The organism is Breznakiella homolactica, from assembly GCF_016616095.2.
Taxonomy (GTDB): domain Bacteria; phylum Spirochaetota; class Spirochaetia; order Treponematales; family Breznakiellaceae; genus Breznakiella; species Breznakiella homolactica.
In genome coordinates this window covers 1,399,973-1,422,945 of the sequence record NZ_CP067089.2, presented here as the reverse complement: position 1 = coordinate 1,422,945, position 22,973 = coordinate 1,399,973, and the positions used below count along the sequence as shown (strand labels likewise).

Sequence of the window (22,973 nt, the reverse complement as noted above, 5' to 3'; positions counted from 1 at the left end):
AACCGGCCATGCTTTTCACCCCCTTTGAAATACGGGAAACCGTGGATATGTTCCTCCGGTACAAACTCGATATCCGGGCGATCACCCTGGGGGTTTCCCTCCTGGACTGCATCGCCGCGTCGGGTACGGAAACCCGCCGCCGTATCCGGGAAAAACTGCTTTCCGTCGCGGGCCGCCTGGTAAAGACCGGCCGGGAAATTGAAATTGAATACGGCATTCCCATTATCAACAAACGTATCTCCGTTACGCCGATTGCCCTGATCGCGGGGGCGTCTGATGACCGCGAGTATACTGCCTACGCGGAAACCCTCGACGGCGTGGCCAAGGAACTGGAGGTTGATTTTATCGGCGGTTTTTCAGCCCTGGTCCAGAAGGGATGTTCGTCGGGGGATTCCATTCTTATTAATTCTATTCCCGCCGCCCTGGCATCCACCGAGCGGGTCTGCGCTTCGGTAAACGTGGCGAGCACCAAAAGCGGGATCAACATGGACGCGGTCCGTGAGATGGGGCATACCATAAAGGCCGCCGCGGAGCTGACCGCGTCCCGGGACGGGATCGGCTGCGCCAAACTGGTGGTATTCTGCAACGCCCCCGAGGACAATCCCTTTATGGCCGGGGCGTTTCACGGCCCCGGGGAGGGTGAATCCTGCCTCAACGTGGGGGTTTCCGGGCCGGGGGTGGTTAAGGCTGCCCTGGAATCCAGCCGGGGCGCCAGTTTCGATGAAATCGCGGATGTCATAAAAAAGACCGCTTTTAAAATTACCCGCATGGGACAGCTGGTGGGAATGGAAGCCGCCAAAAGGCTCGGGGTTCCCTTCGGTATCCTGGATCTTTCCCTGGCGCCGACCCCGGAAGTAGGGGATTCGGTGGCGAGAATCCTTGAGGAAATGGGGCTGGAAGCCGCCGGCACCCATGGTACCACCGCCGCCCTGGCCATGCTCACCGATATGGTTAAGAAAGGCGGTGTCATGGCTTCGACCCATGTGGGCGGTTTTTCCGGGGCCTTTATTCCCGTATCCGAGGATGAAGGCATGGTTCAGGCCGTGGAATCCGGGACCATTACCATTGATAAACTGGAAGCCATGACCAGCGTCTGTTCCGTGGGCCTCGATATGATCGCCGTTCCGGGCGATACCTCCGCGGCCACCCTTTCCGCGGTTATTGCCGATGAAATGGCTATTGGTATGGTCAATAACAAGACCACCGCCGTACGGATTATTCCGGTTCCGGGCAAGAAAGCGGGGGACTGGGCTGAATTCGGCGGTCTCCTCGGCGGCGCCCCGGTGATGGCCCTGAACAGCGCGAAGAGTGACGCCTTCATTGCCCGGGGCGGGAGAATCCCCGCTCCCATCCATAGTTTCCGGAACTAGGAGGGGACGGCGACCGGTATGGATGGGCCAGGGCACAGCGGAGCGGGACCGCTTATAACCATTACAAACCTCTCCTATACCTACGAGCAAGTGACACAGCCGGCGCTTTCTGATATCAGCCTTTCGGTTTTTGCGGGAGAGCGGATCGCGGTCCTGGGTTCCAACGGTTCCGGAAAAAGCACCCTGCTCAGCTGCCTCAACGGCCGGTGCGAGATCCCTCCGGGGATAGTGTCCGTTACCGGTCCCGGCGGGACTGTCCTTGACCCGGGGATTCCCTCGGACCTGGGGGCTGTCCGGAAAATTCTCGGTACGGTTCTTCAGAATCCCGACGACCAGATAGTAAGTTCCGTGGTTGAGGAGGATGTCGCCTTTGGCCCGGAGAATCTCGGAATCCCCGAAGGTGAAGTCTGGGAGCGGGTCAGCCGTGCGCTGAAAACCGTCCAGCTCGAACACCTCAGGTCCAGGCCTCCGCAGTTCCTGTCGGGGGGCGAAAAACAGCGCCTGGCCGTTGCCGGAATACTTGCCCTGGAAACGGATGTCATTGCCCTGGATGAAGCCACCTCCATGATTGATCCCGCCGGCAGGGAAACCTTCCTTTCCTTTCTGGATATTCTTTCCGCCGAAGGGAAGACCATACTCCAGGTAACCCATTCCCTGGAAGAAGCCTTCCGCTGTCCCCGCTGTATCGTTCTTCACCAGGGCCGTCTCGTATTTGACGGAGGCCCCGAGGAACTGCTGCGGCTGGACTCCCTTGAATCCTGGGGATTCCGTCTCCCCGAGTCGTTCCAAACCATCCGGGGCCTCGCGGAACTGCTGCCGGGATTTTCCGTGGGATCCCCGGATCCCGCCGAAACCGCCGCCGCCGTCCTGCGGGCTCTTCCACCGGAGTCTGTCTCCGCTTTTTTCCGCAAAAATTCTCCTGGTTCCGGGATTTCTCCGGATATTTCCGCCGCCGGAGACGGCGCCGCTGTTGATTTCAGCGGTGTTTCCCACCGGTATCTGGCGGGAACCGCCTATGAGTCGCCGGGTATTTCCGACGTAACCTTTGCCGTTCCGGAAAACAGTTCCGTGGCGTGTATCGGCCCTTCGGGGTCGGGCAAGTCGACCCTGATGAAGCATATCAACGCGCTCCTGCTCCCGTCGGCGGGGATTGTTTCGGTATTCGGCTGTGACACGGCGGATACAGCCACGGACCTCCGAAAACTCCGCTTCCGGGCGGTTCTGGGAATCCAGAATCCCGAAAGCGCTCTGTACGAAACCTATGTGGCCGATGATGTTGCCTACGGTCCCCGGAACGCCGGTCTCCGGGGCGCGGAACTCCTGGAACGGGTCACGCAGTCCATGGAAAAAACCGGACTCAGTTACGCTGAATACGGTGACCGGGAAACCCGGGGGCTTTCGGGCGGGGAAAAGCGGCGGGCCGCTCTGGCGGGGGTGCTGGCCTTGGACAGTGATCTGGTTATCCTGGATGAACCTTACGCCGCCCTGGACGGCAACGGCAAGGAACGGGTTTCCGGCATTATTTCAGGGCTGCGGGGCGAAGGACGGACCGTATTCGTTTCAACCCATTCCATGGAGCAGGCCGCGAAATTCGATTTTGTGGCGGTGATGCTGGACGGCCGCCTCGCCGCGTTCGGACCGCCCCGGGAGATTTTCGGCACCTACTGGAAATCTGAGTGGGATATGCGCCTGCCCTGGGTGGTACAGGTTTTCCGCGCCCTCTGCGAGTCCTGTTTGTCGGACCCGGACCGTATACCCCTTACGTCGGCGGAACTTCTGGACACGGTCCGCACCATGCGGGATGGGGAAAATCCCGGCCCGGATACTGTCCGGACACCCCGGCGGCAGGACCGCCGCGGCTCAGGCGGTGAGTCTCCCTGCACAGGCAAACCCGGCCGGGGGAAAAAGCGGAAACGTTCCAGGACGGGGATTGAGTTCTTCCGCAATACAACCCTGGGCCAGTTTCTGGACCGGCCGTCATTCCTGAGAAACCTCGGGGCGGGGATAAAACTCATCCTGGCATTGGCATTGTCGGTTTTTGCCGTGGCAGGACAGCATCCCCTTTTCCCCATCAGTGTTCTGTGTGTTACCCTCCTGGCGGGGACCTTTCTCGCTTCGGTGGGACCGAAACACCTGCTCAGGGGGATTATCCCCGCGCTTCCCTATATCCTGCTCATCGTGATCATTCAGCTGGCCTTCAGCTGGGCCAACGATGAAAGTCCGGTGCTTTTTTCATTGGGAATGTTTTCGGTTACCGCCAATGAAGTCCTGCGGTCTGTCCTGCTGGTAACCCGCCTTATCGCGCTTATGGCAATCCTGGCGCTGTATTCCGCGGTTACCCCCCTGCGGGAGTTCCTCAGGAGCATATCCCGGGGCTTGCGGCCCTTCGGAAAAATCGGACTCCCCGTGAGGGATGTCTCCCTGGCCATAGGGATCACCTTCCGCTTTGTGCCGATCCTGACCGAAGAAGCGGAACGTATTGTCACCGCCCAGCTGTCCCGGGGCGGCGGGTATACCGGGAAAGGCCGGCTTAAGGCCGCCGCGGCCATGGTGGTGCCTCTCTTTCTCAGGGCCCTGGAACGGTCTCTCGTCCTGGCCCAGGCCATGGAACTGCGCCTTTTCGGCGGGGATGGGAAGCGGTAATCTGGGCAGCCGCAGTGCTCCCCAAGAATCCTTGCGGAAGGCCGATAATTGTGTATAATTCCGGAAATGATTTTTTTTGGAGGAAACATGGCAAGTTCTCGGGTTAGGAAAATTGCCACCGCCGGTGTGCTTTCCGCTGTAATAATAGTGCTTGGGATCACCAGACTCGGTTTTATTCCCTGGTTTTCCGGCGCCTCTGTGACGATTATGCATATTCCGGTTATTATCGGCGCCATCCTGGAGGGCCCCGTGGTCGGTGCCTTTATCGGACTGCTGTTCGGTGTTTTCAGCCTGATCCAGGCGGCCACGGCCCCGCTGGGAGTCATGGATGTCGCCTTTGTAAACCCCCTTATTTCCGTGCTTCCCCGGCTTTTTATAGGTCCCGTGGCGTGGCTGCTCTATAGGGCAATAAGCGGCGGCAAAAAACGCGGAGCTGCGCCCGGACAGGAAAATGCCCAGCCGTGGATTGTCCTTGAATCGGTTGCCATTGCGGTGGCGGCGGTGGCGGGAACCCTGGTTAATACCGCCCTGGTTCTGTCCGGCCTCGGTTTCTTCGGTTTCTTTCCGTGGCCGCTGGTCCTGGCGGCTGCCCTGGCAAACGGCCCCGCGGAAGCAGCGGTGGCGGCGGTCATAACCATCGCCATAGTACTCGCCTGGAAGCGGATCCCCGGGCGGATCGGCCGGTCGAAGCTTTCCCGGGAGGCGTCAGCGCCGCCGGAGACAAAAAGCGGCGGAACCAGCTAAGGCAGGATTTTTTCCATTTTTCCGCGATATCGGATAACGGGGATGGACAAGGGGCCGGCTTTTTACTATGCTTTTTCCGTTGGATAATCCTGCATTTAAGCCGATATGCGCGTTTGTATTACAAAATTACGGATTTATGGTATACTTATGGCGGAGTACGCTATTTTGTATTCCAGGAGGGTGGAAAAAATGTCCGATGTACATGGTCCCCGTGGAACCGACAGCGGCGATGAATATATTTATTGGGATGAAGGCCTAAAACGGGTTTTAGGCAATAAAAACCTTTTCATAAAACTGTTAAAAAAGTTTCAGGACGAAACCAATTTTGAAGAACTTGCGGCGGCAATCGATTCCAATGATATGGAAGACGCCAGGGGAAAAGCCCATACATTAAAGGGCATCGCCGCAAATCTTTCACTGAATCACCTGTACCTTAAAGCGCAGGAACTGGAAACCCAAATAAAGACTGGCTCCGTTGACCCCGCGATGGTGGAAGCGGTACGCCAATCCTTTACTCATACCCTGGATGCAATTGATAAGGTAATCGCACAGCATGGGAACGTATAACCTGAAAAAACCGACAGTACTGGTAGTTGATGATGTTGAAACGAACCTCCTCATCCTTGAGGAGATTTTAAAGGATAATTATTCCATAATTACGGCCCGGAACGGCGTAGAGGCTCTGGATATACTGCACAAGGCTGAAACTCTGCCTAAGATCATCCTGCTGGACATCTTTATGCCCGAGATGAACGGGTATGAGATGCTGGATATCATGAAAAAACATGATACCTTTAAACGCATCCCGGTAATATTCATTACCACGTCGGACGCGGAAATTGACGCCCTTTCCGCCGGGGCGGTGGATTTTATTTCCAAGCCCTTCCTTCCGGAAATAGTAAAACTCAGGGTCGCCAACCAGATCGAACTCAAAAATTACAGTGACAGCCTGGAAGCAATGGTCGAGCAGAAAGCCGCCGAAATCACTTCAACCCTGGATAATATGCTCCAGGCCATGGCGAATATAATTGAATACCGCAACCTCGAATCCGGAAGCCACGTTAAACGGACTTTTTATTTTTCCCAGGTCCTGGTGGATTATCTCCTGGAACATTCCGAATACGCCGATGAGCTCCGTTCCCTGGAACCGGAAATTATCGTCAAATCGGTTCCCCTCCACGACATAGGCAAAATAGGCATCCCCGATAAGATTCTTCTTAAACCGGGTCGGCTGCTTCCTGAGGAATTTGAGATCATCAAAACCCATACCACCATCGGAAAGGATATTATCGAATCCATCCTCAACCTCAGCGATACGGTGTATCTCCAGCACTGCCGGGATATCTGCTACTGCCACCATGAACGCTTTGACGGCAAAGGGTATCCCCAGGGGCTCAAGGGCCGGGATATTCCCCTTTCCGCCAGGATCCTGTCGATTGTTGATGTGTATGACGCGCTGGTATGCGCCAGGGTTTATAAAGAAGCGTACCCCTACGAAGAGGCTATCAAAATAATCGCCGAAGGACGGGGCACTCAGTTTGATCCCATTATTACCGATGCGGTTCTTGAGCTTCAGGATAGATTTAAGGAAATATCGAAGCAGTACCAGTAGCGCCCGGGACAAACTGTCCAAGATCCGAAAACCCTATGCCGCTGCGCATAATACGATCGAGCTGTTTCTGATTTCTGATAACAATAGCTTTATCTTTATACTTTTCCAGAACCTTTGCGTAATACGCCCTTTTCTTTGGGGTTCTTCCCTTGTACAGAATCCACCAGGCGAATTCCGGATCAAACTTTTCCCTGCATCCGGCCGCCATACTTTCGCGGGTTTTATTCCGATATTGAAAAAACCGTCTGACGGCCCGCCGCAGACAGGCCAGCCGTGAGAAATCCAAATAAATAATGAAGTCCGCCTGTTCCAGCCGTTCATTTTGAAAAAACGAAACGTAATTTCCCTCGATAATCCAGCTGTCCCCGAGCATAAAACCGGCGACTATGCCAAGCGCTTTGGTTCTGTCCCGTTCTGCCCAGCCCGGTCCGAATTGAACGGTATCGAGATACAGGACAGGAATCCCAAGGGACAATCCCAGATGTTTGGCGAGGGTTGATTTTCCGCTGCCGCTGAAACCGAGAATGGCTATTTTCATGGTTCTTGTTTTTCCTGAAAGCGGCGGGGATCAACCGCGCGCCGGTCCGCAGCCTGCGGATTTACCCCTCCGATGTTTTCGCATCTTCGGGGCCGCAAAAAAGTGTTCGATCCCCGCTTATCCGGGAATAAACACTTTTTTGGAGGTGGCGGGAATCGACCTTGCGCCGGTCCGGCCTCCTGCCGGCCCGTCTCCAGGCCGTCTTTTTTGCTCAGCATCCATCCATGGCTGCTGACCCCGTCAAGCCTGCGATATCTCGGCTTTCCGGGGCCGCAAAAAAGTGTTCGATCCCCGCTTATCCGGGAATAAACACTTTTTTGGAGGTGGCGGGAATCGAACCCGCGTCCTAATACGCGGAATACAGGCATCTACAGGTTTAGTCGTGTATCAGATTGTCGGGAAACGCTTGGCTACACGGCACGCGGTGTTTCCGTATTCCGGGAAAATCTCATCGCACCCCGTCCGGACCCGGAGCTTGACCAGCCTCGATTGCGACGGGAATTCGGTTCCTCAAGGCGGCGGAGCCGGTTCCCGCGTTCCGCTGTTTATGCAGCGAGAGCGTAACTGTCGTTGTCGGCAGTTAAATTTTTGCCGAATGTTAGGAGGTCGGCACTCCACCTGCAGCCTGCATCCCGAACCGTACCAGTCGAAACCGGTGCACCCCCGGATACAGTATTCTAATATACGGAATATACCGCGGTCCGGTCAATAGACCTGCGCCGTATCGCTGTTTTAATAAATAAAAATTTATTCATATTGACAATCATTGTATACACTGGTAGCTTATCAGCATAATTTTTTCTATAAAAATTATTAATTCTTTGAAGAAAGGAAAAAAAACAGTGAAGCGCAGAGGATTACTTTTTTTTGCATCCGTGCTGTTAAGTCTCTGTCTGGCAGGCGCCATGGTTGCCTGTACCAGCACCAAGTCTTCGGTGACCTACAATCCCGGTACGTACACCGCGAAAGCGGCGGGTATGAACGGTGATGTAACCGTGGAAGTTACCGTAAGCGGCAATGCTATCCAGTCAATTGCCGTGGTAAAACACAGTGAAACCCCCGGGATTTCCGATCCCGCCATTGAACGGATTCCCGCGGCGATCGTAGACGGTCAGACCCTTGCGGTGGACGGCATCGCCGGCGCGACCATGACCAGCAACGCCATCATGGCGGCGGTGGAAGACTGCCTGACCCAGGCCGGCGCCGATATCGCCGCCCTTAAGGTTCCCGGCGGGAAGAAAGCCGCGGCAAAGAAACTGGTTGCTGAAAAAGCCGATGTTATCATCATCGGCGGCGGCGGCGCGGGTATGTCCGCAGCGGTGGCCGCCGCTGAAAACGGAGCTTCGGTAATTGTTATTGAAAAAACCGCCATCCTCGGGGGCAATACTATCCTCGCCGGCGGCGGGTACAACGCGGTGGATCTTGACCGCGAGCACCTTCAGAAAATCACCGCCGCCCAGATTAAATCCGTCCAGGACCTGCTGGCGAAACCGACTTTGAACCCGCTGCACACGCAGCTCCGGGATATTCTCAAAGCCGATTTTGACGCCTATCTGGCGTCGGGCGAAACATATCTCTTTGATTCCGAAGAACTTCATGCCCTCCAGACCTATGACGCCGGGGATTATCTGGGGAACCTTGAGCTGATCTATAAACTGGCCGAGGAATCGCCGGTCACCATGAACCAGCTCGCGGACATGGGCCTTGTGTGGAAGGACTTCACCCTGACCTATGTCGGCGCCCTGTGGCCCCGGTCCCATGAAGCCCGGGATTACAAGAGCGGCATTGGTTTTATCGAGATCTACAGCAAGGTTATCAACGCCAACAACTACCCCGTGGAGATCCTCAGGGAAGTAAAGGCCGATGAATTTATCATGAAGGGTAACCGGGTTGTGGGTGTCAAAGCCACCGGAGCGGACGGTACTCCCTATGAGTTTACGGCAAACAAGGGCGTTATTCTTGCCAGCGGCGGGTTCGGCGCCAATGTGGAAATGCGGGAAAAATACAATACCCAGTGGGCGACCTTGGATGCCAGCATCAAAACGAGCAACAGTCCCGCCATTACCGGCGACGGCATTGTGATGGCCCAGAATATCGGCGCCAACGTCATTGACATGAACCTTATCCAGCTGCTTCCGACCTGTGATCCCCAGACCGGTGCCGCCAGCGGATACGTCGGACAGGCGACGGCGATGTTCATTAATAAGAACGGCGTCCGTTTCGTCAATGAACTGGAACGCCGGGACAACCTGGTTAAGGCCGCCCTGGAGCAGCCCGGTTCTATGTTCTACCTCATCACCAATGAGAAGAACAATTACCTTGACGCCCAGGGGGTCAACAAGTTCGGTCAGCATGTGGACGACCTCATTGCCCAGGGCAAGGTCTTTAAAGCCGATACCATCGAGGAACTGGCCCGCAAAATCGGCGTTCCTCCGCAGGCGCTGGCGTCCAGTGTGGAAAAATTCAACCAGGCAAGCCGGACCAACGTGGACCCGGAATTCGGGCGGAATTCCTTCGCCGATAATATCCTTCTCACCGCCGGCGGTCCCTATTACGCGATTCCCCGGCAGCCCGCGGTACACCACACCATGGGCGGCGTCCAGATCGACACGGATACCCATGTGCTCAAAGCCGACGGTACCATCATTCCCGGGCTGTACGCGGCCGGCGAAGTAACCGGCGGCATACACGGCGGCAACCGTATCGGCGCCAACGCGGTTCCCGACGCTCTTACCTACGGAAGGATTGCCGGGGTCAATGTTTCCCAGGGGAAATAACGTTTCCGGTATGTAAAAAACCGTAATTCTGTTCTTTCGGGGCCCGGATATTCCATTCCGGGCCCTTATTTTTTTACGAAACCGGGAGCCGGGGAGTTGAAATATAACCGTTCCTGAGATACTTTTGATATATGGGTTCCGGTCAATTGCTGTATCAGAAAGAAAATACAACTCCCATGGTTATTTTGGACACCGTTGAGGAAGATTTGATTAGCAGGGTAATGGCCTATCTGCGGGAACACTCGCCGGATGAAGCGTCCCTGGCCGAGGAGCGGCTTTCCTGCCTCAGAAATTTCGGGGCGGCAATTTCCTGTTTTCCTTCGGTGAGAAAATCCCAGGAACTCAGGGGGGGCTTACGGGTAAAGGGCGGGATCATTGCTTCCCTGGGGAATTTTTCCCCTTCGGCGAGACTGCTCCATACTCCCACAAGGATTGTCGCCACCCGGGGGTTCCTGGTGGCCAAGACCCATGCTTTTTCCCTGCTCCTGATGCTTACCACGGAAAAACCGGAATTCCGGAAACCCCTGGGACGGACGATTTTTTCAATAATCTGCACTCTTATTGCTGAGGATGTGTATATTTCCTGCCTGGACGACCCTGATTTTAATGATGAAAAAAAAGATGTCCTCGCGGAGGATCTCATATCCCTCTGGGACAGCGGGACCGACCCCCGGTCCATCCACCATATTCCCTCCCTTCAGGCGCTGTGGGCCGCCCGCCATGGGGCGCCGCCGTGTTTCGGTACCATGGATGGTTCCAGCGAGCTGGTCCGGGTTTCAATCGACCTGGATGAGGACTGGCAGTCTTTTATTCTGGATGGAATTTCCCGGGACGAAACCCGGTGGGCCCTGGAGGAATTTCTCTTTGGGCTTTCCTATGAGGAAATTCAGGAAGTGCGGACCCGGCTTAAACGGTTCAAGGTCAACGCCGTGGACCATGAGGAAGTCCGGTCTTACCTCGGCCGAAATCCTTCATTTACCATGGTTAAGAAAAACGATCCCCGGGGAATATACGACTTTTACGTTGACCGGAGGGATTCCGCGTATTTCAGGGCTCATACGAAATCGCCGGGACCGAAAAATACCCTTGAAGGTCTCTATTTAAAATACCGCATAGCCGCGGAATAATAGGGATTACGGAATCGTAATCGGCGGACGCTTGACCGCCACCCCCCGTTCATCGTAATAGATGTCATCATCCTCTGGGACTTCTTCGCGGCTTTGCGCGGACCTGTCTGCTGCCGGTGTAGGCTCCGCCGAAGCCGGCGTTTTTTGGCTGGATGCAGCGGCGGCTGCGCTTTCCCGGAGAGGCTGTGCAGCGGGAATAACCACATCTTCCGGCGCCTTGCCGGCTGCCCGTTCTTCCTCGGTTGGGGCGCGCAGGGTAAAGAGTTCGGTTTTTCTCCGGGGCGCGGATTCCGGTTCCCGGGCAGGGACTCCGGCGGCTGCCGGCGGGATCCGGCTGCCGCCGGAGGGCGGGGCCGCCGTTTTTTCCGCTGTACCGGGCCGGTTGCGGGAGTCTGTCTTTATTTTTTCCGTGCGGCCCAGGCTTTCCGCGGCTTTTTGTTCCAGTCCTTCCGTTTTTTCAAGAATTTCAAGGGTCCCCGACTGAATTTCCCGGATACCGTTTCTGGTTCCTTGGGAAAGCTGCCGGACCTGTTCTATAGAACTGTGAAATGTCTGGTAATGAATGAGAATTTCCGCTGTCCCGTCCCGTATGGAGCGGGCGATCTCCAGGGAATCACTGACTGAGGTGTCGATCTGCCTGTTTTTTTCCTTGTTTTCCAGGGCGAGGGCGCTGAGATCATACACCTCTTTGGTAAACTGCCGGACTTCCCCGGTAATTGAGCTGAATGACCGGAAGGAATCGTCGCTCGACGCCATGGCTTCCTTGATTTTTTTTGTAAGCGCGGTAACTTCCTCATGGATCCGCTGGGCGTTTTCCCGGGTTGAATCCGCCAGTTTCCGGATTTCATCGGCTACCACCGCGAATCCCGCTCCGGCCGCCCCCGCGTGGGCGCTTTCGATGGCGGCGTTCATGGACAGAATATTTGTCTGTTCTGAAATCTGGTTGATGATTTCGGTTATTTCGGTGATTTTTTCAACATCCTTGGAAATGCTTTTTAATATATCGTTGGCATTCTGGACTTGTTCTTCCCCCGCGAGGATACCCTGTTCCAGTTCTTCCGCTTTTTGGGCGTTCCGGCCAAGCCGGAGCGCGATCGTATCCGCTCCGGAGCAGGTTTCCTCTAGGGCGTTCCCGGCGTATTCCATGGCGGAGGACTGTCTGCCGGTTTTGTCCCGGAAAAGTTCAAGATGGTTTTTTATGGCCCCCAGGGATTCCTCGGTCTGGGTAATAATTGTATCAAGCTCGGAAAACCGCTCCGTGGTTAGGGCAATGTTTTGGCTGATCGCCGCTGCCGCGGCGGTACGCTCGGAATTTTCATCCTTTAAAATTGTCTGCAGTTCCCGCATTTCCGCCGCAAAACGGTCCGCCGTACCGGACAGTTCCGCGTAACGGCTGAGGGCAGTGCTGAGATCCGAAATAACCGGATCATGCTCTTTTTCATCCATTACTATGGGTTCATTGAAGCTGCCCGCCGAAAGTCTCCGGGCAAGTTTTTTTACAGTGTCGGCTTTCCGTGTGTTTGATGCGGCGGCCAGGATGAAATACACGATTCCCCCAAGCACCAGAACAAGGTTTACCAATCCGCCGCGGATGATGATACCCTGGACCGCCCGCAGGACCGGTTCTTCCATCGGATATCCGGCGACGGTGCCGGACTGGATCAGCATGTTTATTACCAGTACCGCAGCGGCGGCCGCGGTTATTCCTATTCCGAGGGCTGTTTTTTTCGTTATTTTCATAGGCAGCCTATTGACGGTCGTATTCCTGAATTTCCTGGGAAATATATTCCAGTGAAATCCCGGCCATTTTGAACATTGCTTCGGAATCCCCGGCGTCGTGGTACCGACGCTGGCATACAACCCGGACAATCCCGCAGTTAATAATCAGCATGGCGCAGGTTCTGCAGGGAGTCATCCTGCAGTACAGGGTAGCGCCGCCGATGGCAATGCCCCGTTTCGCCGCCTGGCAGATGGCGTTCTGCTCCGCGTGGACGGTTCTGACGCAATGGGTGGTTATGGTACCGTCTTCGTGAACCATCTGCTTCAGCTGGTGGCCCGCTTCATCACAATGGGGCAGGCCCGAAGGCGCCCCCACATATCCGGTAACCAAAAGCTGGTTGTCCTTTGCTATAACGCAGCCGGACCGGCCTCGGTCGCAGGTAGCCCGTTTTGCGATAGCGTCGCAGACTTCCATAAAATATTCATCCCAGCTCGGCCTCTGATATACCGTTTCTGCCATTGGCTGCTCCTGTATGTTACATTGTACCACGGTTGATCTTACTGTAAAGTATAACCCATAATACCGAAAAATAAGGATGTTTCCTATGGCATCATTGTCGTTTCTTACGGTTTGTTTGAATCCGACCTTTCAGAAAACCCTGCGTTTTGCCGCCTGCGTTAAAAACAGCGTAAACCGGACGGACAGGCACCGGTTTGACGTCTCGGGAAAAGGCGTAAACGTTGCCCGGGTATTGACCCAGCTCGGCCGGGGGGCCGTCCATCTTACGCAGCTTGGGGGGCCGCTTTGTTCCCTGTTTCTTTCCATGTGCCGGGAAGAAGGCCTCGATATTCGCTGGGAAGAAAGCCGCAGTCCTATCCGGTTCTGCTGTACCGTGATCGACGATACGGATGCGACGGTAACGGAACTGGTGGAGGAATCCCTGCCGGTCCATCCGGAAACGGGGAAACTCATCGCCGGGGCGTTTGAGAAACTGCTTCCCCTGGTTAAAACGGTTATCATCTCCGGAACGAAAGCCGCCGGGTTTGACGGAGAACTCATACCCGGTATGGTCCGCCGGGCCAAAGCGGCGGGTCTCCGGGTCATCCTTGATATCCGGGGGCCGGATCTTACCGGAAGTCTCCGGTTCCGCCCCGATATAATTAAGCCGAACCTTTCTGAGTTTTTGGCGACCTTTTTCCCCGGTATAGCTCCGGAGACCATCGGCGGAGACGGTAAATCCAGAATCGCGGAAAAAATGCTGGAACTCTGCGCCGATTTCGGATGCCGGGTCGTTCTTACCCGGGGACCGGGTGCCGTGTGGGCCGCGGAGGGAAATTCTTTTTCGGAATTCGAATTTGAACCCCTGGTTCCGCTTAATTCTACCGGATCCGGGGATGCCTTTACCGCGGGGCTGGCCGCGGCCCTGGAAGACGGGGAAGACCTTTCCGGGGCAATTCAGAAAGGAATTGAGTGCGGCCGCCTCAACGCGGCTCAGCTGAAGCCCGGATCTATTCTGTGACAACCGCGCCTAAACCGGAATGCACCCGGCCGTAATGGTAACGCCGGGTGCCGGAAAAAAACGGTGCTGAGCGACTTTCGAGGCCGCAGGCCGACGAGGAGCCAACACCGTTTTTTTTCCGGCAGGACCCGCGGACCCGGTAAAACACGGGTGCTTTCCAGGTTGTCAGTCTCTGTGCTCCCCCAATTAATTGACAAGTAAAATATTTTTATGTTAAAATTATTTTACTTATGAAAGATTTAACCGAGGGAAGCGAATCGAAGCTGATTATTCTTTTTGCCCTGCCCATGCTCATCGGAAATGTGTTCCAGCAGTTTTATAATATGGTTGACAGCTGGGTGGTGGGGCGGTATGTCGGTACCGAAGCCCTTGCCGCGGTGGGGGCTTCCTTTCCCGTGGTTTTTCTCATGGTTTCCCTTGCGATGGGGATCTCCATGGGCGCCAATGTGCTTATTGCCCAGTTTTACGGCGCCAAAGACCGTGGCCGGGTCAAAGCAACCATCGATACAACCTATATCACCCTGATTGCCGCTAGTATCATCCTCACGGTTTTGGGACTCCTCCTGGTTGATACCATCCTCAGGTTTCTCCGGGTTCCGGAGGATGTTATGGGCCAGGCTGCCCGGTACCTCAGGATTGTGCTGATCGGCCTGTTTCTGACCTTCGGATACAATGTGGTTGGGGCCATACTCCGGGGACTCGGCGATTCACTTACTCCCCTGTATGTGCTCATCATAGCGACACTCGTCAACGTGATTCTCGATCTGGTTTTCGTCAGGGTCTTTGGCTGGGGGTGGACGGCGTCGCGTGGGCAACGGTGATAGCCCAGGGGCTTTCCTTTATTGTGTCCGTTCTGTACCTCAATAAAACCCATGATATATTCAAGACGAATTTTCTGAAGCTGAAATTCAACCGGGAAATATTCCGTCAGATCCTCAGGATCGGTCTTCCCTCGGGGGTGCAGCAGTCCCTGGTTTCCCTGGGGCTCATGTTCATGTCCGGGGTGGTCAACGGTTTCGGTACGGCGGTTATGGCGGGCTACGCGGCGGCAAGCCGGATCGATTCCTTTGTGGGTATGCCCGCCATGAATATCGGAAACGCCCTGTCTTCTTTTACCGGCCAGAATATCGGCGCCGGGAAATTTGACCGGGTAAAGCGGGGATACCACGCGGCCCTCAAGATCGGGCTTTCAATTTCAGTGGTTCTTATGGCGGTGCTTTTTTTCGGCGGGGAAATGCTGATAGGGATTTTTACCCACGACACCGAGGTGGTCCGGGTAGGGGCGGAGTACCTTCGGGTTATCGCTCCCTTCTACTTCCTCTTTACGATTATGTTTGTCACCAACGGTGTAATCCGCGGTTCCGGTGAGGCGGTTCTTCCCATGGTTTCCACCATCATGGCCATGTGGGTCGTCCGGATCCCCTGCGCGGTGATTTTCTCCAGGTTATGGGGTGTCACGGGGGTATGGTTTGCCATGCCCACGGGCTGGCTTATGGGACTGCTCATTTCCGTAATCTACTATAAAAGCGGCCGGTGGATGAAAAAGAGGATAATCCGGACGCCGGCTGTCCCGGAGGAGGGTGACCTTTGATAGAACAGGAAGCTGCCCAAAGGCTTATTGTCTGCGCCGCCCTGCTTAAGCGTACCTGGCGGCTTTTCCCCAGGGCCGAATCGGAACTTACCGAAGAGCGGTTCCAGTGTCTCCGGCGGCTCTCGGCCCATACCGGAGTCACCTTGTCGGATCTGAGCGATGAAATCGCCATTTCCCCGTCGAGTCTGTGTATAATGCTGAAGAAGCTTGAAGAAGAAGGCCTGGTCGAGCGGGAACGGGAACTTCGGGACCGGCGGAAGGTCTGTTACAGAATTACTTCCCTGGGTGTTTCCTCAGTCAACGGGGAACAGCAGCGCCGTCTGGATTTTCTCGCCCGGGTATTGCAGAAAACCGTGCCCGAGGAAGAGCGGCAGCGGTTAATTCCGGTTCTGGATGAGCTGGAATCGGTTCTCCGCCAAATTACTGCCCCGGGAGACCGTTGAAACTGACATAATTGTCATTATTGTGATTTTTTGATATATTCTGTACATAATAAAATCACTTCTATAGTGTTCTACTTATCCGCCCGTAGGGTAATCCCTTGTAAAGGGTATACGGTGCGGTCTCATACTATCTGTAAAGGAACCGCCGAATGGCAAAATCGGCAAAATCGGAATTAGTTACCTGGTCGTCAACGTTTTCCGTGGGTATAAAAATAATTGACGACCAGCACAAGGGGCTCCTGGATCTCACCAATGACCTCTTTAACCATTGCATCGGCGATGAGGAAGCGGAACGGGAATATTTTAAGAAAGTGGTTAAACAGCTCGTGGATTACGTTAAACTGCATTTTTCCACGGAAGAAGTAATCATGCGGGAAATGAAATTCGCGGGATTACCCGACCATAAACGGGAACACGACGCTTTTGTCCTTAAAGTTGTGCAGCAGGTAAAGGATTTCAACGAAGGAAAGAAATTCGCCCTTCCGGCGTTTACAAAATTCCTTAAAAACTGGGTTCTGACCCATATCGCTATTTCGGATAAACAGTATTTTGAACACCTCAAGACCATCGCGGCCCGGAATTCCGACGGAAGTCTGTCAATTCCCGGTACCGGGCAGGGAAAAACCGCCGCAGATTAATTCCCGGAACGATTCTTTCCGGAGCCGCGGACTTCGCGGAGCATTTCAGTATAATAGCGGGGTTCAATGGCTGATTCGGGGATACCTGTTTTTTTGAGCAGATCCAGGAGGCGTTTCCGGGATTGCTCCAGGACCGTTTCTCCTCCGCGGACTTTTTTATCCGCCAGTATTTCCAGTTCCAGGAACCACCCGAGACCGTCTACCAGGGATAATTCCATGGTTATCCCGGTATAGCTCCAGCTCCAGCCGGTTTTCTTTTTCGATATCCCCGGCTCAAAACCCAGCCGGGAAAGCAGTTCCGTAAACGCTCCCTCCCCTGAAATACTGAATTCGTGTTCTTCGTTTACTTCGATGCCGTCCCTGAGTTCCTTGCTTTTATACGTCACCAGCACGGTCTCCCGGGACTCATCGCCGTTCCCGGTTTGTTTTTCGGTTCTGATCCGCAGTCCTCCGGGCAGAGCCCGGGATGCCTGGGTTTCGTTTGCCCGGGAATACCAGTAGGTATCATTTTTTTCGTAGGCATATCCGTACTGCGCGAAGCGGTCTATTTCCTTCCTGACCTCTTCGGCGTTCTGAACATGGGCCTTTAATTCGATTTCAATTGCCATGGCCGGTTCCTTAAATGTCATATTTATACAATAAACCTGCATAAATTTAGTAAATTTATGCATTTCCATCTTTTCAAAAATACAATAAATATTTTATTATATGGTAAACCATATTTTTGCAAGCCGCTGGCCGTCTGTGCAAAAAAGGAACCAGTTTTTTCAGGAGAGAAATGATGAATTCGACCTACGCAGACTCAGTGATGTCTACGGTTACATCCAGAAATCCGGCGGAACCGGAATATATCCAAGCGGTCAGGGAAGTGGTGGAGACCCTCGATCCGGTGATAAAAAAGCGGCCTGAAATAGGACGGCTTAAAATACTGGAACGCATTGTGGAACCGGAACGGCAGATTATTTTCCGGGTGCCCTGGCTGGACGATAAAGGCGAAGTACAGGTAAACCGGGGCTACCGGGTTGAATTCAACAGCGCCCTGGGGCCCTATAAAGGCGGGCTCCGGCTTCACCCCTCGGTAAATCTGGGCATCATCAAATTCCTGGGTTTTGAGCAGATCTTCAAGAACGCCCTGACCACGACGCCCATCGGCGGCGGCAAGGGCGGAAGCGATTTCGATCCCAAGGGCAAAAGCGATATGGAGGTAATGCGGTTCTGCCAGTCCTTCATGTCCGAACTGTTCCGGCATATCGGCCCCGATACGGACGTGCCCGCCGGGGATATTGGCGTGGGAGCCCGGGAAATCGGATTCCTCTTCGGCCAGTACAAAAAGCTGACCAACACCTTTACCGGGGTACTCACCGGCAAGGGGCTCCTGTACGGCGGTTCCTTGGCGCGGACCGAGGCGACCGGCTACGGTCTGGTATACTTTACCACCCGGATGCTCCGGGACCGGAATACCGACTGGAAGGGTAAAAAGGTTGTTATCTCCGGTTCGGGCAACGTGGCCATATACGCCACCGAGAAGGTCCAGTCCCTGGGCGGCACCGTCATCGCACTGTCCGATTCCAACGGGTATATCCTTGACGAAGAAGGCATTGACCTCGCGGCGGTAAAACGCATCAAGGAAGTGGAACGGGGCAGAATAAAGGAATACCTCGGCGTCCGTCCCAAGGCGGTTTATTCCGACGGATGGGAAGGTATCTGGACCGTGCCCTGCGATGTGGCGCTGCCCTGCGCTACCCAGAATGAACTGGACGGAGCCTCCGCGGAAATCCTCGTTAAAAACGGGTGTATCGCGGTCGCCGAGGGCGCCAATATGCCCAGCACCCCCGAAGCGGTGGAATGCTTTAAATCCAGCGGTGTCTCCTTCGGCCCCGCCAAGGCGGCAAACGCGGGCGGTGTCGCCACCAGCGCGCTGGAGATGGCCCAGAATTCCATGCGTCTCTCCTGGACCTTCCAGGAGGTTGACGCCAGGCTCCACGGAATAATGGACGGGATTTACGATCAGTGCCGGAACGCCGCGGCCCAGTACGGCATGGACGGCGATCTGGTCGCCGGCGCAAATATTGCCGGATTCCTCCGGGTCGCCGAGGCTATGCTGGCCCAGGGGTTGATTTGACAGGGTTTTCCGGGCCTTCGGGGCCCGGAAACCGGGTATTTTTTGTTTTATTAATAAAAAAACGATTTTTTTATCTATAAAATTCTATTTTTGCTTGTAATTTTTTCGTCTATGGTCTATAAAATTCACAGGTAATAAATCGAAGTAAAAAACCGATAATGTGGTATATGAACTATCGATATCGTATTTGCTGTATCCTGCTGTTGCTGCTGTCGATTTCCGTTTTTACCGAAGAAACGGTTCATATATTGCAGAGGGGGGATACTATTTACTCTATCGCCCGTTCTTATGGAGTTGATTTTCAGGAAATTCTGAAGCTCAACAGCATTGACGATCCTACAAAACTCCAGGTCGGTCAGCGCATTAGAATCCCCCAGAATACACCAGCCTCCGGTTCTTCCGCCGCTGCGGCACCTGTCGAACACCGGGTCGCCCGGGGCGAGACCCTGTACGGCATAGCCCGGAAATATGAAATCACTCTCCAGTCGCTTAGGGCGGAAAACAAGCTTTCCGACAGTTTCGTTCTCAAGGAAGGGGATATTCTCCGGATACCCGGACAGACCGCCGCGCCGGCGGCTCCGTCCCTGGTGACCGCGCAGCCGGACACTGCTTCTCCCGGCGCAAATACACCCATTCCCGCTCTGCCCTCGGTACCGGATGCCCGCGTGACAACGGCGCCGCGGCCCGTGGACGCATCCGTCCGCTGGCCCGTCCAGGCCAAAGAAATATTGTATATGACCGGAAAATTATATGGAGTGGTTCTCACCGGGGAAAAATCCGAATCCGTTCGGAGTCTTACCCAGGGAACCGTAATATCAGCAGGCCCGTATCGCGGATTCGGCAGGGTCGCAATCGTACAGAGAACTGGAGGTTATTTATACGTATACGGAGGCTGTGAGAGTTTAACGGTGAAGGAGGGAGACCGGGTCGGTCCGGGAACGGAACTGGGTAAACTGGGGGTGGACGCATTGTCGGCAAAACCCCAGCTATTTTTTTTAGTATACCAGAGCAACAATCCCATTGACCCCGCCAAAGCCCCGCGGGCTTAAAAGTAAGAAAAATACACTTCCGGTGTAAATATTTGTATCTTTAAAATAGTATGAAAAACCTGATAAGGGTGGTATTATGGTAAAAACAGCAGTTAATAATCAGAAGGTTAAAAAACAACATGCAGCAGCAAAAAGAGGGGCATTGCAGCATCCTATGAACAAAACAGAAACACAAACAGAGACCGAACGGGCTAAGGTAAAAAAGAAGGTTTCCGCCGGGAGCTTACCGAAAAACTCAAAGAAACCCAAACAAATTAAGGAAACGGATCCCTTAGCTCTGTACTTCAAGCAAATATCCAAATTTCCCCTGTTAACCGTTCAGGAAGAACAGGCCATCGGGGAAAAGATTGTAACGACCCGGGATAAACTCGCGAAACTCGACAAGAAGTTCGCCAATAAGGAGCATACGCCGGAGTTTAAAAAAGACCGGGAACTCCTGGATAATACCCTCAGACAGCATAAGAACATGATGATCAACTCAAATCTCCGTCTGGTGGTATCCATTGCGAAAAACTATCAGCACCGGGGCCTTTCCCTGCTGGACCTTATTGATGAAGGCAATATCGGCCTCATTGAGGCGGTGGAACGGTTCGATTATACCCGGGGCTGCCGGTTCTCAACCTACGGCACCTGGTGGATACGCCAGGCAATTATCAAGAGTATCGCCGACAAGGGCAGGGTAATCCGGATTCCCATCCACATGCTCAATACCATAAAGAAGTGTTACTTTGTGGCGAAGCAGATGACCCAGGACCTCGGACGCGATCCAAGCGATGAGGAGCTCTCGGAATATCTGGGGATGCCCTTATCCAAAGTAAAGGAAATCATCAAACTTTCCCAGGAAACAACCAGCCTGGATACGATCGTGGATGACGGAAACCTGACCCGACTGGCGGATCTTATTAAGGATGATACCATGGAAGAACCCTTTGAAATGGTATTTTCTCTGACCCTTCAGGAAACCATGGAGGACATACTGTCCCACCTTTCGGAACGGGAAATGAAGATCATCCAGCTGCGGTTCGGCCTCGCCGGAGAAGGCCCCCTGACTCTGGAGGAAACAGGCAAACTCCTGGGTATCACCCGTGAGCGGGTGCGGCAGATTCAGGAAAAAGCCACCTTCAAGCTGAGGAATATCAAAAGGCTCCATGAGCTGAACGAAAATCCCTGAATAAAAAACCCCGCCGAGGCGGGGTTTTTTATGGTCCGGTCTTTTTTAAAAGAACCGCGGAAGGAATGTGGAAAGCCAGGGTACATAGGTTACCAGGAATACCACCGCGAGCTGGATAAGCAGGAACGGAAAAACATAACGGCATATTTCCACAAAGGGTTTCTCGAACCGGTAGGTTGCCAGGAAAAGATTCATTCCCACCGGGGGAGTCAGAAAACCGACTTCCAGGTTGATGATAAAGATGATCCCCAGATGAACCGGATCAATACCGTAGGCCTGGCCCAGGGGAACGATCAGGGGCAGTACGATCAGGATCGCCGAAAAAATGTCCATGAGGCATCCCACCACCAGCAGGGCAAGGTTAAGCAGCAGCAGGAACAGTACCTTTGACTGGATCGCCGAGGACATCCACCGGGCGAGGTTTTCCGGCGCCTGGGTGTCCACGATGTAATACGACAAGGCCTGGGAAAGCGCTAAAATAGAAAGCACCCCTCCGATGATCGGAACGGCTTTGGAAAAAACCCGGCCCAGATCCCGGAGTTTTAAGTCCCGGTTTACGAACACTTCAATAATAAAAATATATATTACCGCCGCCGCGCCGATTTCCACCAGCGACAGAATCCCCGAGAAGTACCCGATGATGAGAAGGACGGGAAGCAGTATTTCCCATACAGCGCCTTTCAGACCACGGAGAGCCTCTTTAAGCTGGAACTTTTCCACGGGGATTTTGTTTCTGCGGGAAGCCACGATTCCGAAAATAATCATCGCCGCGACGAGAATAAGGCCCGGGATAAACCCGCCGGCAAACAGATGCATGGTGTTGGTCATGGTGGTGGCCCCCACCAGGAGCAGGGGGACACTGGGCGGGAAGAGCAGCCCGATACCGCCCACGGAAGTCAGCAGCCCGATGGTAAATTTTTCGGGGTACTTTGATTTTTCAATGAGTATGGTATACAGAATTCCCCCGAGGGCCAGGATTGTAACACCCGACGCGCCGGTAAAGGATGTAAAAAAGGCGCAGATAACCACCGTCGCGATGATCATACCCCCGGGCAGCCAGCTGAAAAGGCTCCGGAAGGTATGGACCAGACGTTCTCCGGCTTTGCTTTCGGAAAGGAAGAACCCTACCAGGGTGAAGAGGGGAATAGCGATAATACTTGACTGGGTCAGCGCGGTGTAAACCTGGTTCGCAACCACGTCAATTTCTCCCCAGGAACTCTGTATCAGGATGAGGGACAAACCGCCCATGACGACAAACAGAGGACATCCCAGCATAGCCGAGACAATCAGAATGATCACCACGGGAATGCGGATATAATACGCGAGCATGGAAAGTCCGTCATTGACGGCGAAAACCATATCCGGCGCATCGAATCCCCAGATAAGTTTTGAAATAGCGGGGAGGGCGAAGAATGTTCCCCCAAGGACCGCGAGGACCGGCAGTATCCTGCCGGCGCCGCGAACCGGGGTAAGCCTGGCGAAGCGGAAGGCCATCACCGCGTATCCGATGGGCATTACCAGCGCGAAAACCTGGTCCGGAATAAACCCGATCATCCGCCATGGGCTGAGTCCGATCGACACAAATGAGGCGGAACACCAGGCCACAATGGTAATAATAAATGCCGCAATCAGGTTGGTTATTATGGAAAGTACGTGTTTTACTTTGTCATTGGATATAAACTGAAGAAATTCGATGGACAGATGCTGCTGCTGTCGGGTGGTGATCATACCGGAAACAAGCCCGACCACCAGGAGCAGGTGGATCATTATCCCGGAAGAAGCGGGTACCCCGGTTTTAAAGAATATCCTGGCGATGACTTCCGCGATGGGGACCGCCGCCAGGAATCCCATGGATACCCAGCAGATTATGTCCTCGATTTTCCATAGAATACTCTGTTTTTTCTCCATC

Annotated in this window: 20 protein-coding genes and 1 other RNA gene; 15 read left to right on the top strand and 6 right to left on the bottom strand. The window is 54.2% G+C overall.

All coding sequences use genetic code 11. The features are described 5' to 3' along the window. Nucleotides 1–8: 8 nt before the first annotated feature. From JFL75_RS06550 to JFL75_RS06530, 5 genes are all read left to right on the top strand, one after another. Nucleotides 9–1,370, top strand: coding sequence for a PFL family protein (locus JFL75_RS06550; protein ID WP_215625885.1), 1,362 nt, complete (start codon nucleotides 9–11; stop codon nucleotides 1,368–1,370). A gap of 18 nt (nucleotides 1,371–1,388) precedes the next feature. Continuing rightward, the gene (locus JFL75_RS06545; RefSeq protein ID WP_215625884.1) at nucleotides 1,389–4,013 is read left to right on the top strand and encodes an energy-coupling factor transporter ATPase; all 2,625 of its coding nucleotides are present in this window, start codon (nucleotides 1,389–1,391) and stop codon (nucleotides 4,011–4,013) included. An 87-nt stretch (nucleotides 4,014–4,100) separates the two neighbouring features. Beyond that, nucleotides 4,101–4,757, top strand: a complete 657-nt coding sequence (locus JFL75_RS06540) for an ECF transporter S component (protein WP_215625883.1) — start codon at nucleotides 4,101–4,103, stop codon at nucleotides 4,755–4,757. Nucleotides 4,758–4,946: 189 nt separating this feature from the next. Beyond that, nucleotides 4,947–5,324: an Hpt domain-containing protein gene (locus JFL75_RS06535; RefSeq protein ID WP_215625882.1), complete on the top strand. Its 378-nt coding sequence runs from the start codon at nucleotides 4,947–4,949 to the stop codon at nucleotides 5,322–5,324. Next, a complete protein-coding gene (locus tag JFL75_RS06530; RefSeq protein ID WP_215625881.1) occupies nucleotides 5,311–6,369 on the top strand; it encodes an HD-GYP domain-containing protein in 1,059 nt (352 codons plus the stop codon). Before JFL75_RS06535 ends, JFL75_RS06530 begins: the two co-directional genes overlap by 14 nt. Here JFL75_RS06530 and JFL75_RS06525 read toward each other — a convergent pair. Next, nucleotides 6,341–6,907, bottom strand: a complete 567-nt coding sequence (locus JFL75_RS06525; RefSeq protein WP_215625880.1) for a P-loop NTPase family protein — start codon at nucleotides 6,905–6,907, stop codon at nucleotides 6,341–6,343. The two genes, JFL75_RS06530 and JFL75_RS06525, sit on opposite strands and share 29 nt — an antisense overlap. Before the next feature lie 315 nt (nucleotides 6,908–7,222). Then, nucleotides 7,223–7,572, bottom strand: a transfer-messenger RNA (tmRNA) gene (gene ssrA / locus JFL75_RS06520). 177 nt (nucleotides 7,573–7,749) lie between these two features. On the opposite strand from ssrA, the gene JFL75_RS06515 reads away from it, so the two are divergent. Together JFL75_RS06515 and JFL75_RS06510 are read left to right on the top strand one after the other, a co-directional pair. After that, nucleotides 7,750–9,684, top strand: a complete 1,935-nt coding sequence (locus tag JFL75_RS06515; RefSeq protein ID WP_215625879.1) for a flavocytochrome c — start codon at nucleotides 7,750–7,752, stop codon at nucleotides 9,682–9,684. Between the two features lie 176 nt (nucleotides 9,685–9,860). After that, complete coding sequence (locus tag JFL75_RS06510; RefSeq protein WP_223292782.1) at nucleotides 9,861–10,811, top strand: hypothetical protein; 951 nt, start codon at nucleotides 9,861–9,863, stop codon at nucleotides 10,809–10,811. Between the two features lie 6 nt (nucleotides 10,812–10,817). Here JFL75_RS06510 and JFL75_RS06505 read toward each other — a convergent pair whose 3' ends face one another. Both JFL75_RS06505 and JFL75_RS06500 read right to left on the bottom strand, forming a co-directional pair. Then, nucleotides 10,818–12,551: a methyl-accepting chemotaxis protein gene (locus JFL75_RS06505; protein WP_215625877.1), complete on the bottom strand. Its 1,734-nt coding sequence runs from the start codon at nucleotides 12,549–12,551 to the stop codon at nucleotides 10,818–10,820. Nucleotides 12,552–12,558: 7 nt separating this feature from the next. Continuing rightward, entirely contained in the window at nucleotides 12,559–13,050 is a 492-nt protein-coding gene (locus JFL75_RS06500) for a deoxycytidylate deaminase (protein ID WP_215625876.1), read from the bottom strand. 85 nt (nucleotides 13,051–13,135) lie between these two features. Between JFL75_RS06500 and JFL75_RS06495 the strand changes: the two genes are divergently transcribed. The 5 genes from JFL75_RS06495 to JFL75_RS06475 all read left to right on the top strand — a co-directional run bounded on the left by JFL75_RS06495 (nucleotide 13,136) and on the right by JFL75_RS06475 (nucleotide 16,722). Next, the gene (locus JFL75_RS06495) at nucleotides 13,136–14,050 is read left to right on the top strand and encodes a 1-phosphofructokinase family hexose kinase (protein ID WP_215625875.1); all 915 of its coding nucleotides are present in this window, start codon (nucleotides 13,136–13,138) and stop codon (nucleotides 14,048–14,050) included. A 230-nt stretch (nucleotides 14,051–14,280) separates the two neighbouring features. Next, nucleotides 14,281–14,871 carry an MATE family efflux transporter gene (locus JFL75_RS06490; RefSeq protein WP_215625874.1) on the top strand — a complete coding sequence of 197 codons (591 nt, stop codon included), beginning with the start codon at nucleotides 14,281–14,283 and terminating at the stop codon, nucleotides 14,869–14,871. Beyond that, a complete protein-coding gene (locus JFL75_RS06485) occupies nucleotides 14,844–15,641 on the top strand; it encodes an MATE family efflux transporter (RefSeq protein WP_215625873.1) in 798 nt (265 codons plus the stop codon). The genes JFL75_RS06490 and JFL75_RS06485 overlap by 28 nt, the downstream gene beginning before the upstream one ends. Beyond that, nucleotides 15,638–16,084 carry a MarR family winged helix-turn-helix transcriptional regulator gene (locus JFL75_RS06480; protein WP_215625872.1) on the top strand — a complete coding sequence of 149 codons (447 nt, stop codon included), beginning with the start codon at nucleotides 15,638–15,640 and terminating at the stop codon, nucleotides 16,082–16,084. The genes JFL75_RS06485 and JFL75_RS06480 overlap by 4 nt, the downstream gene beginning before the upstream one ends. Before the next feature lie 149 nt (nucleotides 16,085–16,233). Then, the gene (locus JFL75_RS06475) at nucleotides 16,234–16,722 is read left to right on the top strand and encodes a bacteriohemerythrin (RefSeq protein ID WP_215625871.1); all 489 of its coding nucleotides are present in this window, start codon (nucleotides 16,234–16,236) and stop codon (nucleotides 16,720–16,722) included. Here JFL75_RS06475 and cyaB read toward each other — a convergent pair. Then, nucleotides 16,719–17,330 carry a class IV adenylate cyclase gene (cyaB, locus tag JFL75_RS06470; RefSeq protein WP_215625870.1) on the bottom strand — a complete coding sequence of 204 codons (612 nt, stop codon included), beginning with the start codon at nucleotides 17,328–17,330 and terminating at the stop codon, nucleotides 16,719–16,721. The two genes, JFL75_RS06475 and cyaB, sit on opposite strands and share 4 nt — an antisense overlap. Nucleotides 17,331–17,500: 170 nt before the next feature. Between cyaB and gdhA the strand changes: the two genes are divergently transcribed. The 3 genes from gdhA to JFL75_RS06455 all read left to right on the top strand — a co-directional run bounded on the left by gdhA (nucleotide 17,501) and on the right by JFL75_RS06455 (nucleotide 21,064). Beyond that, nucleotides 17,501–18,844 carry an NADP-specific glutamate dehydrogenase gene (gene gdhA / locus JFL75_RS06465; RefSeq protein WP_490337721.1) on the top strand — a complete coding sequence of 448 codons (1,344 nt, stop codon included), beginning with the start codon at nucleotides 17,501–17,503 and terminating at the stop codon, nucleotides 18,842–18,844. A 167-nt stretch (nucleotides 18,845–19,011) separates the two neighbouring features. Continuing rightward, nucleotides 19,012–19,893: a M23 family metallopeptidase gene (locus JFL75_RS06460; RefSeq protein WP_215625869.1), complete on the top strand. Its 882-nt coding sequence runs from the start codon at nucleotides 19,012–19,014 to the stop codon at nucleotides 19,891–19,893. 154 nt (nucleotides 19,894–20,047) lie between these two features. Further along, nucleotides 20,048–21,064 (top strand): sigma-70 family RNA polymerase sigma factor, encoded by a 1,017-nt coding sequence (locus JFL75_RS06455; protein ID WP_223292781.1) that lies wholly within the window; start codon nucleotides 20,048–20,050, stop codon nucleotides 21,062–21,064. Between the two features lie 45 nt (nucleotides 21,065–21,109). On the opposite strand, the gene JFL75_RS06450 is transcribed toward JFL75_RS06455, so the two are convergent. Next, a complete protein-coding gene (locus JFL75_RS06450; protein ID WP_215625867.1) occupies nucleotides 21,110–22,972 on the bottom strand; it encodes a TRAP transporter large permease in 1,863 nt (620 codons plus the stop codon). Between the last annotated feature and the right edge of the window lies 1 nt (nucleotide 22,973).

What these genes read in the sequence shown, in the direction of transcription:
- JFL75_RS06550 (WP_215625885.1), top strand. Translation starts at nt 9, where the DNA reads ATGCTTTTCACCCCCTTTGAAATACGGGAAACCGTGGATATGTTCCTC.
- JFL75_RS06545 (WP_215625884.1), top strand. Translation starts at nt 1,389, where the DNA reads ATGGATGGGCCAGGGCACAGCGGAGCGGGACCGCTTATAACCATTACA.
- JFL75_RS06455 (WP_223292781.1), top strand. Translation starts at nt 20,048, where the DNA reads ATGAACAAAACAGAAACACAAACAGAGACCGAACGGGCTAAGGTAAAA.
- JFL75_RS06475 (WP_215625871.1), top strand. Translation starts at nt 16,234, where the DNA reads ATGGCAAAATCGGCAAAATCGGAATTAGTTACCTGGTCGTCAACGTTT.
- JFL75_RS06525 (WP_215625880.1), bottom strand. Translation starts at nt 6,907, where the DNA reads ATGAAAATAGCCATTCTCGGTTTCAGCGGCAGCGGAAAATCAACCCTC.
- JFL75_RS06495 (WP_215625875.1), top strand. Translation starts at nt 13,136, where the DNA reads ATGGCATCATTGTCGTTTCTTACGGTTTGTTTGAATCCGACCTTTCAG.
- JFL75_RS06535 (WP_215625882.1), top strand. Translation starts at nt 4,947, where the DNA reads ATGTCCGATGTACATGGTCCCCGTGGAACCGACAGCGGCGATGAATAT.
- JFL75_RS06505 (WP_215625877.1), bottom strand. Translation starts at nt 12,551, where the DNA reads ATGAAAATAACGAAAAAAACAGCCCTCGGAATAGGAATAACCGCGGCC.
- JFL75_RS06490 (WP_215625874.1), top strand. Translation starts at nt 14,281, where the DNA reads ATGAAAGATTTAACCGAGGGAAGCGAATCGAAGCTGATTATTCTTTTT.
- gdhA (WP_490337721.1), top strand. Translation starts at nt 17,501, where the DNA reads ATGATGAATTCGACCTACGCAGACTCAGTGATGTCTACGGTTACATCC.
- cyaB (WP_215625870.1), bottom strand. Translation starts at nt 17,330, where the DNA reads ATGGCAATTGAAATCGAATTAAAGGCCCATGTTCAGAACGCCGAAGAG.
- JFL75_RS06530 (WP_215625881.1), top strand. Translation starts at nt 5,311, where the DNA reads ATGGGAACGTATAACCTGAAAAAACCGACAGTACTGGTAGTTGATGAT.
- JFL75_RS06510 (WP_223292782.1), top strand. Translation starts at nt 9,861, where the DNA reads ATGGTTATTTTGGACACCGTTGAGGAAGATTTGATTAGCAGGGTAATG.
- JFL75_RS06460 (WP_215625869.1), top strand. Translation starts at nt 19,012, where the DNA reads ATGAACTATCGATATCGTATTTGCTGTATCCTGCTGTTGCTGCTGTCG.
- JFL75_RS06450 (WP_215625867.1), bottom strand. Translation starts at nt 22,972, where the DNA reads ATGGAGAAAAAACAGAGTATTCTATGGAAAATCGAGGACATAATCTGC.
- JFL75_RS06500 (WP_215625876.1), bottom strand. Translation starts at nt 13,050, where the DNA reads ATGGCAGAAACGGTATATCAGAGGCCGAGCTGGGATGAATATTTTATG.
- JFL75_RS06540 (WP_215625883.1), top strand. Translation starts at nt 4,101, where the DNA reads ATGGCAAGTTCTCGGGTTAGGAAAATTGCCACCGCCGGTGTGCTTTCC.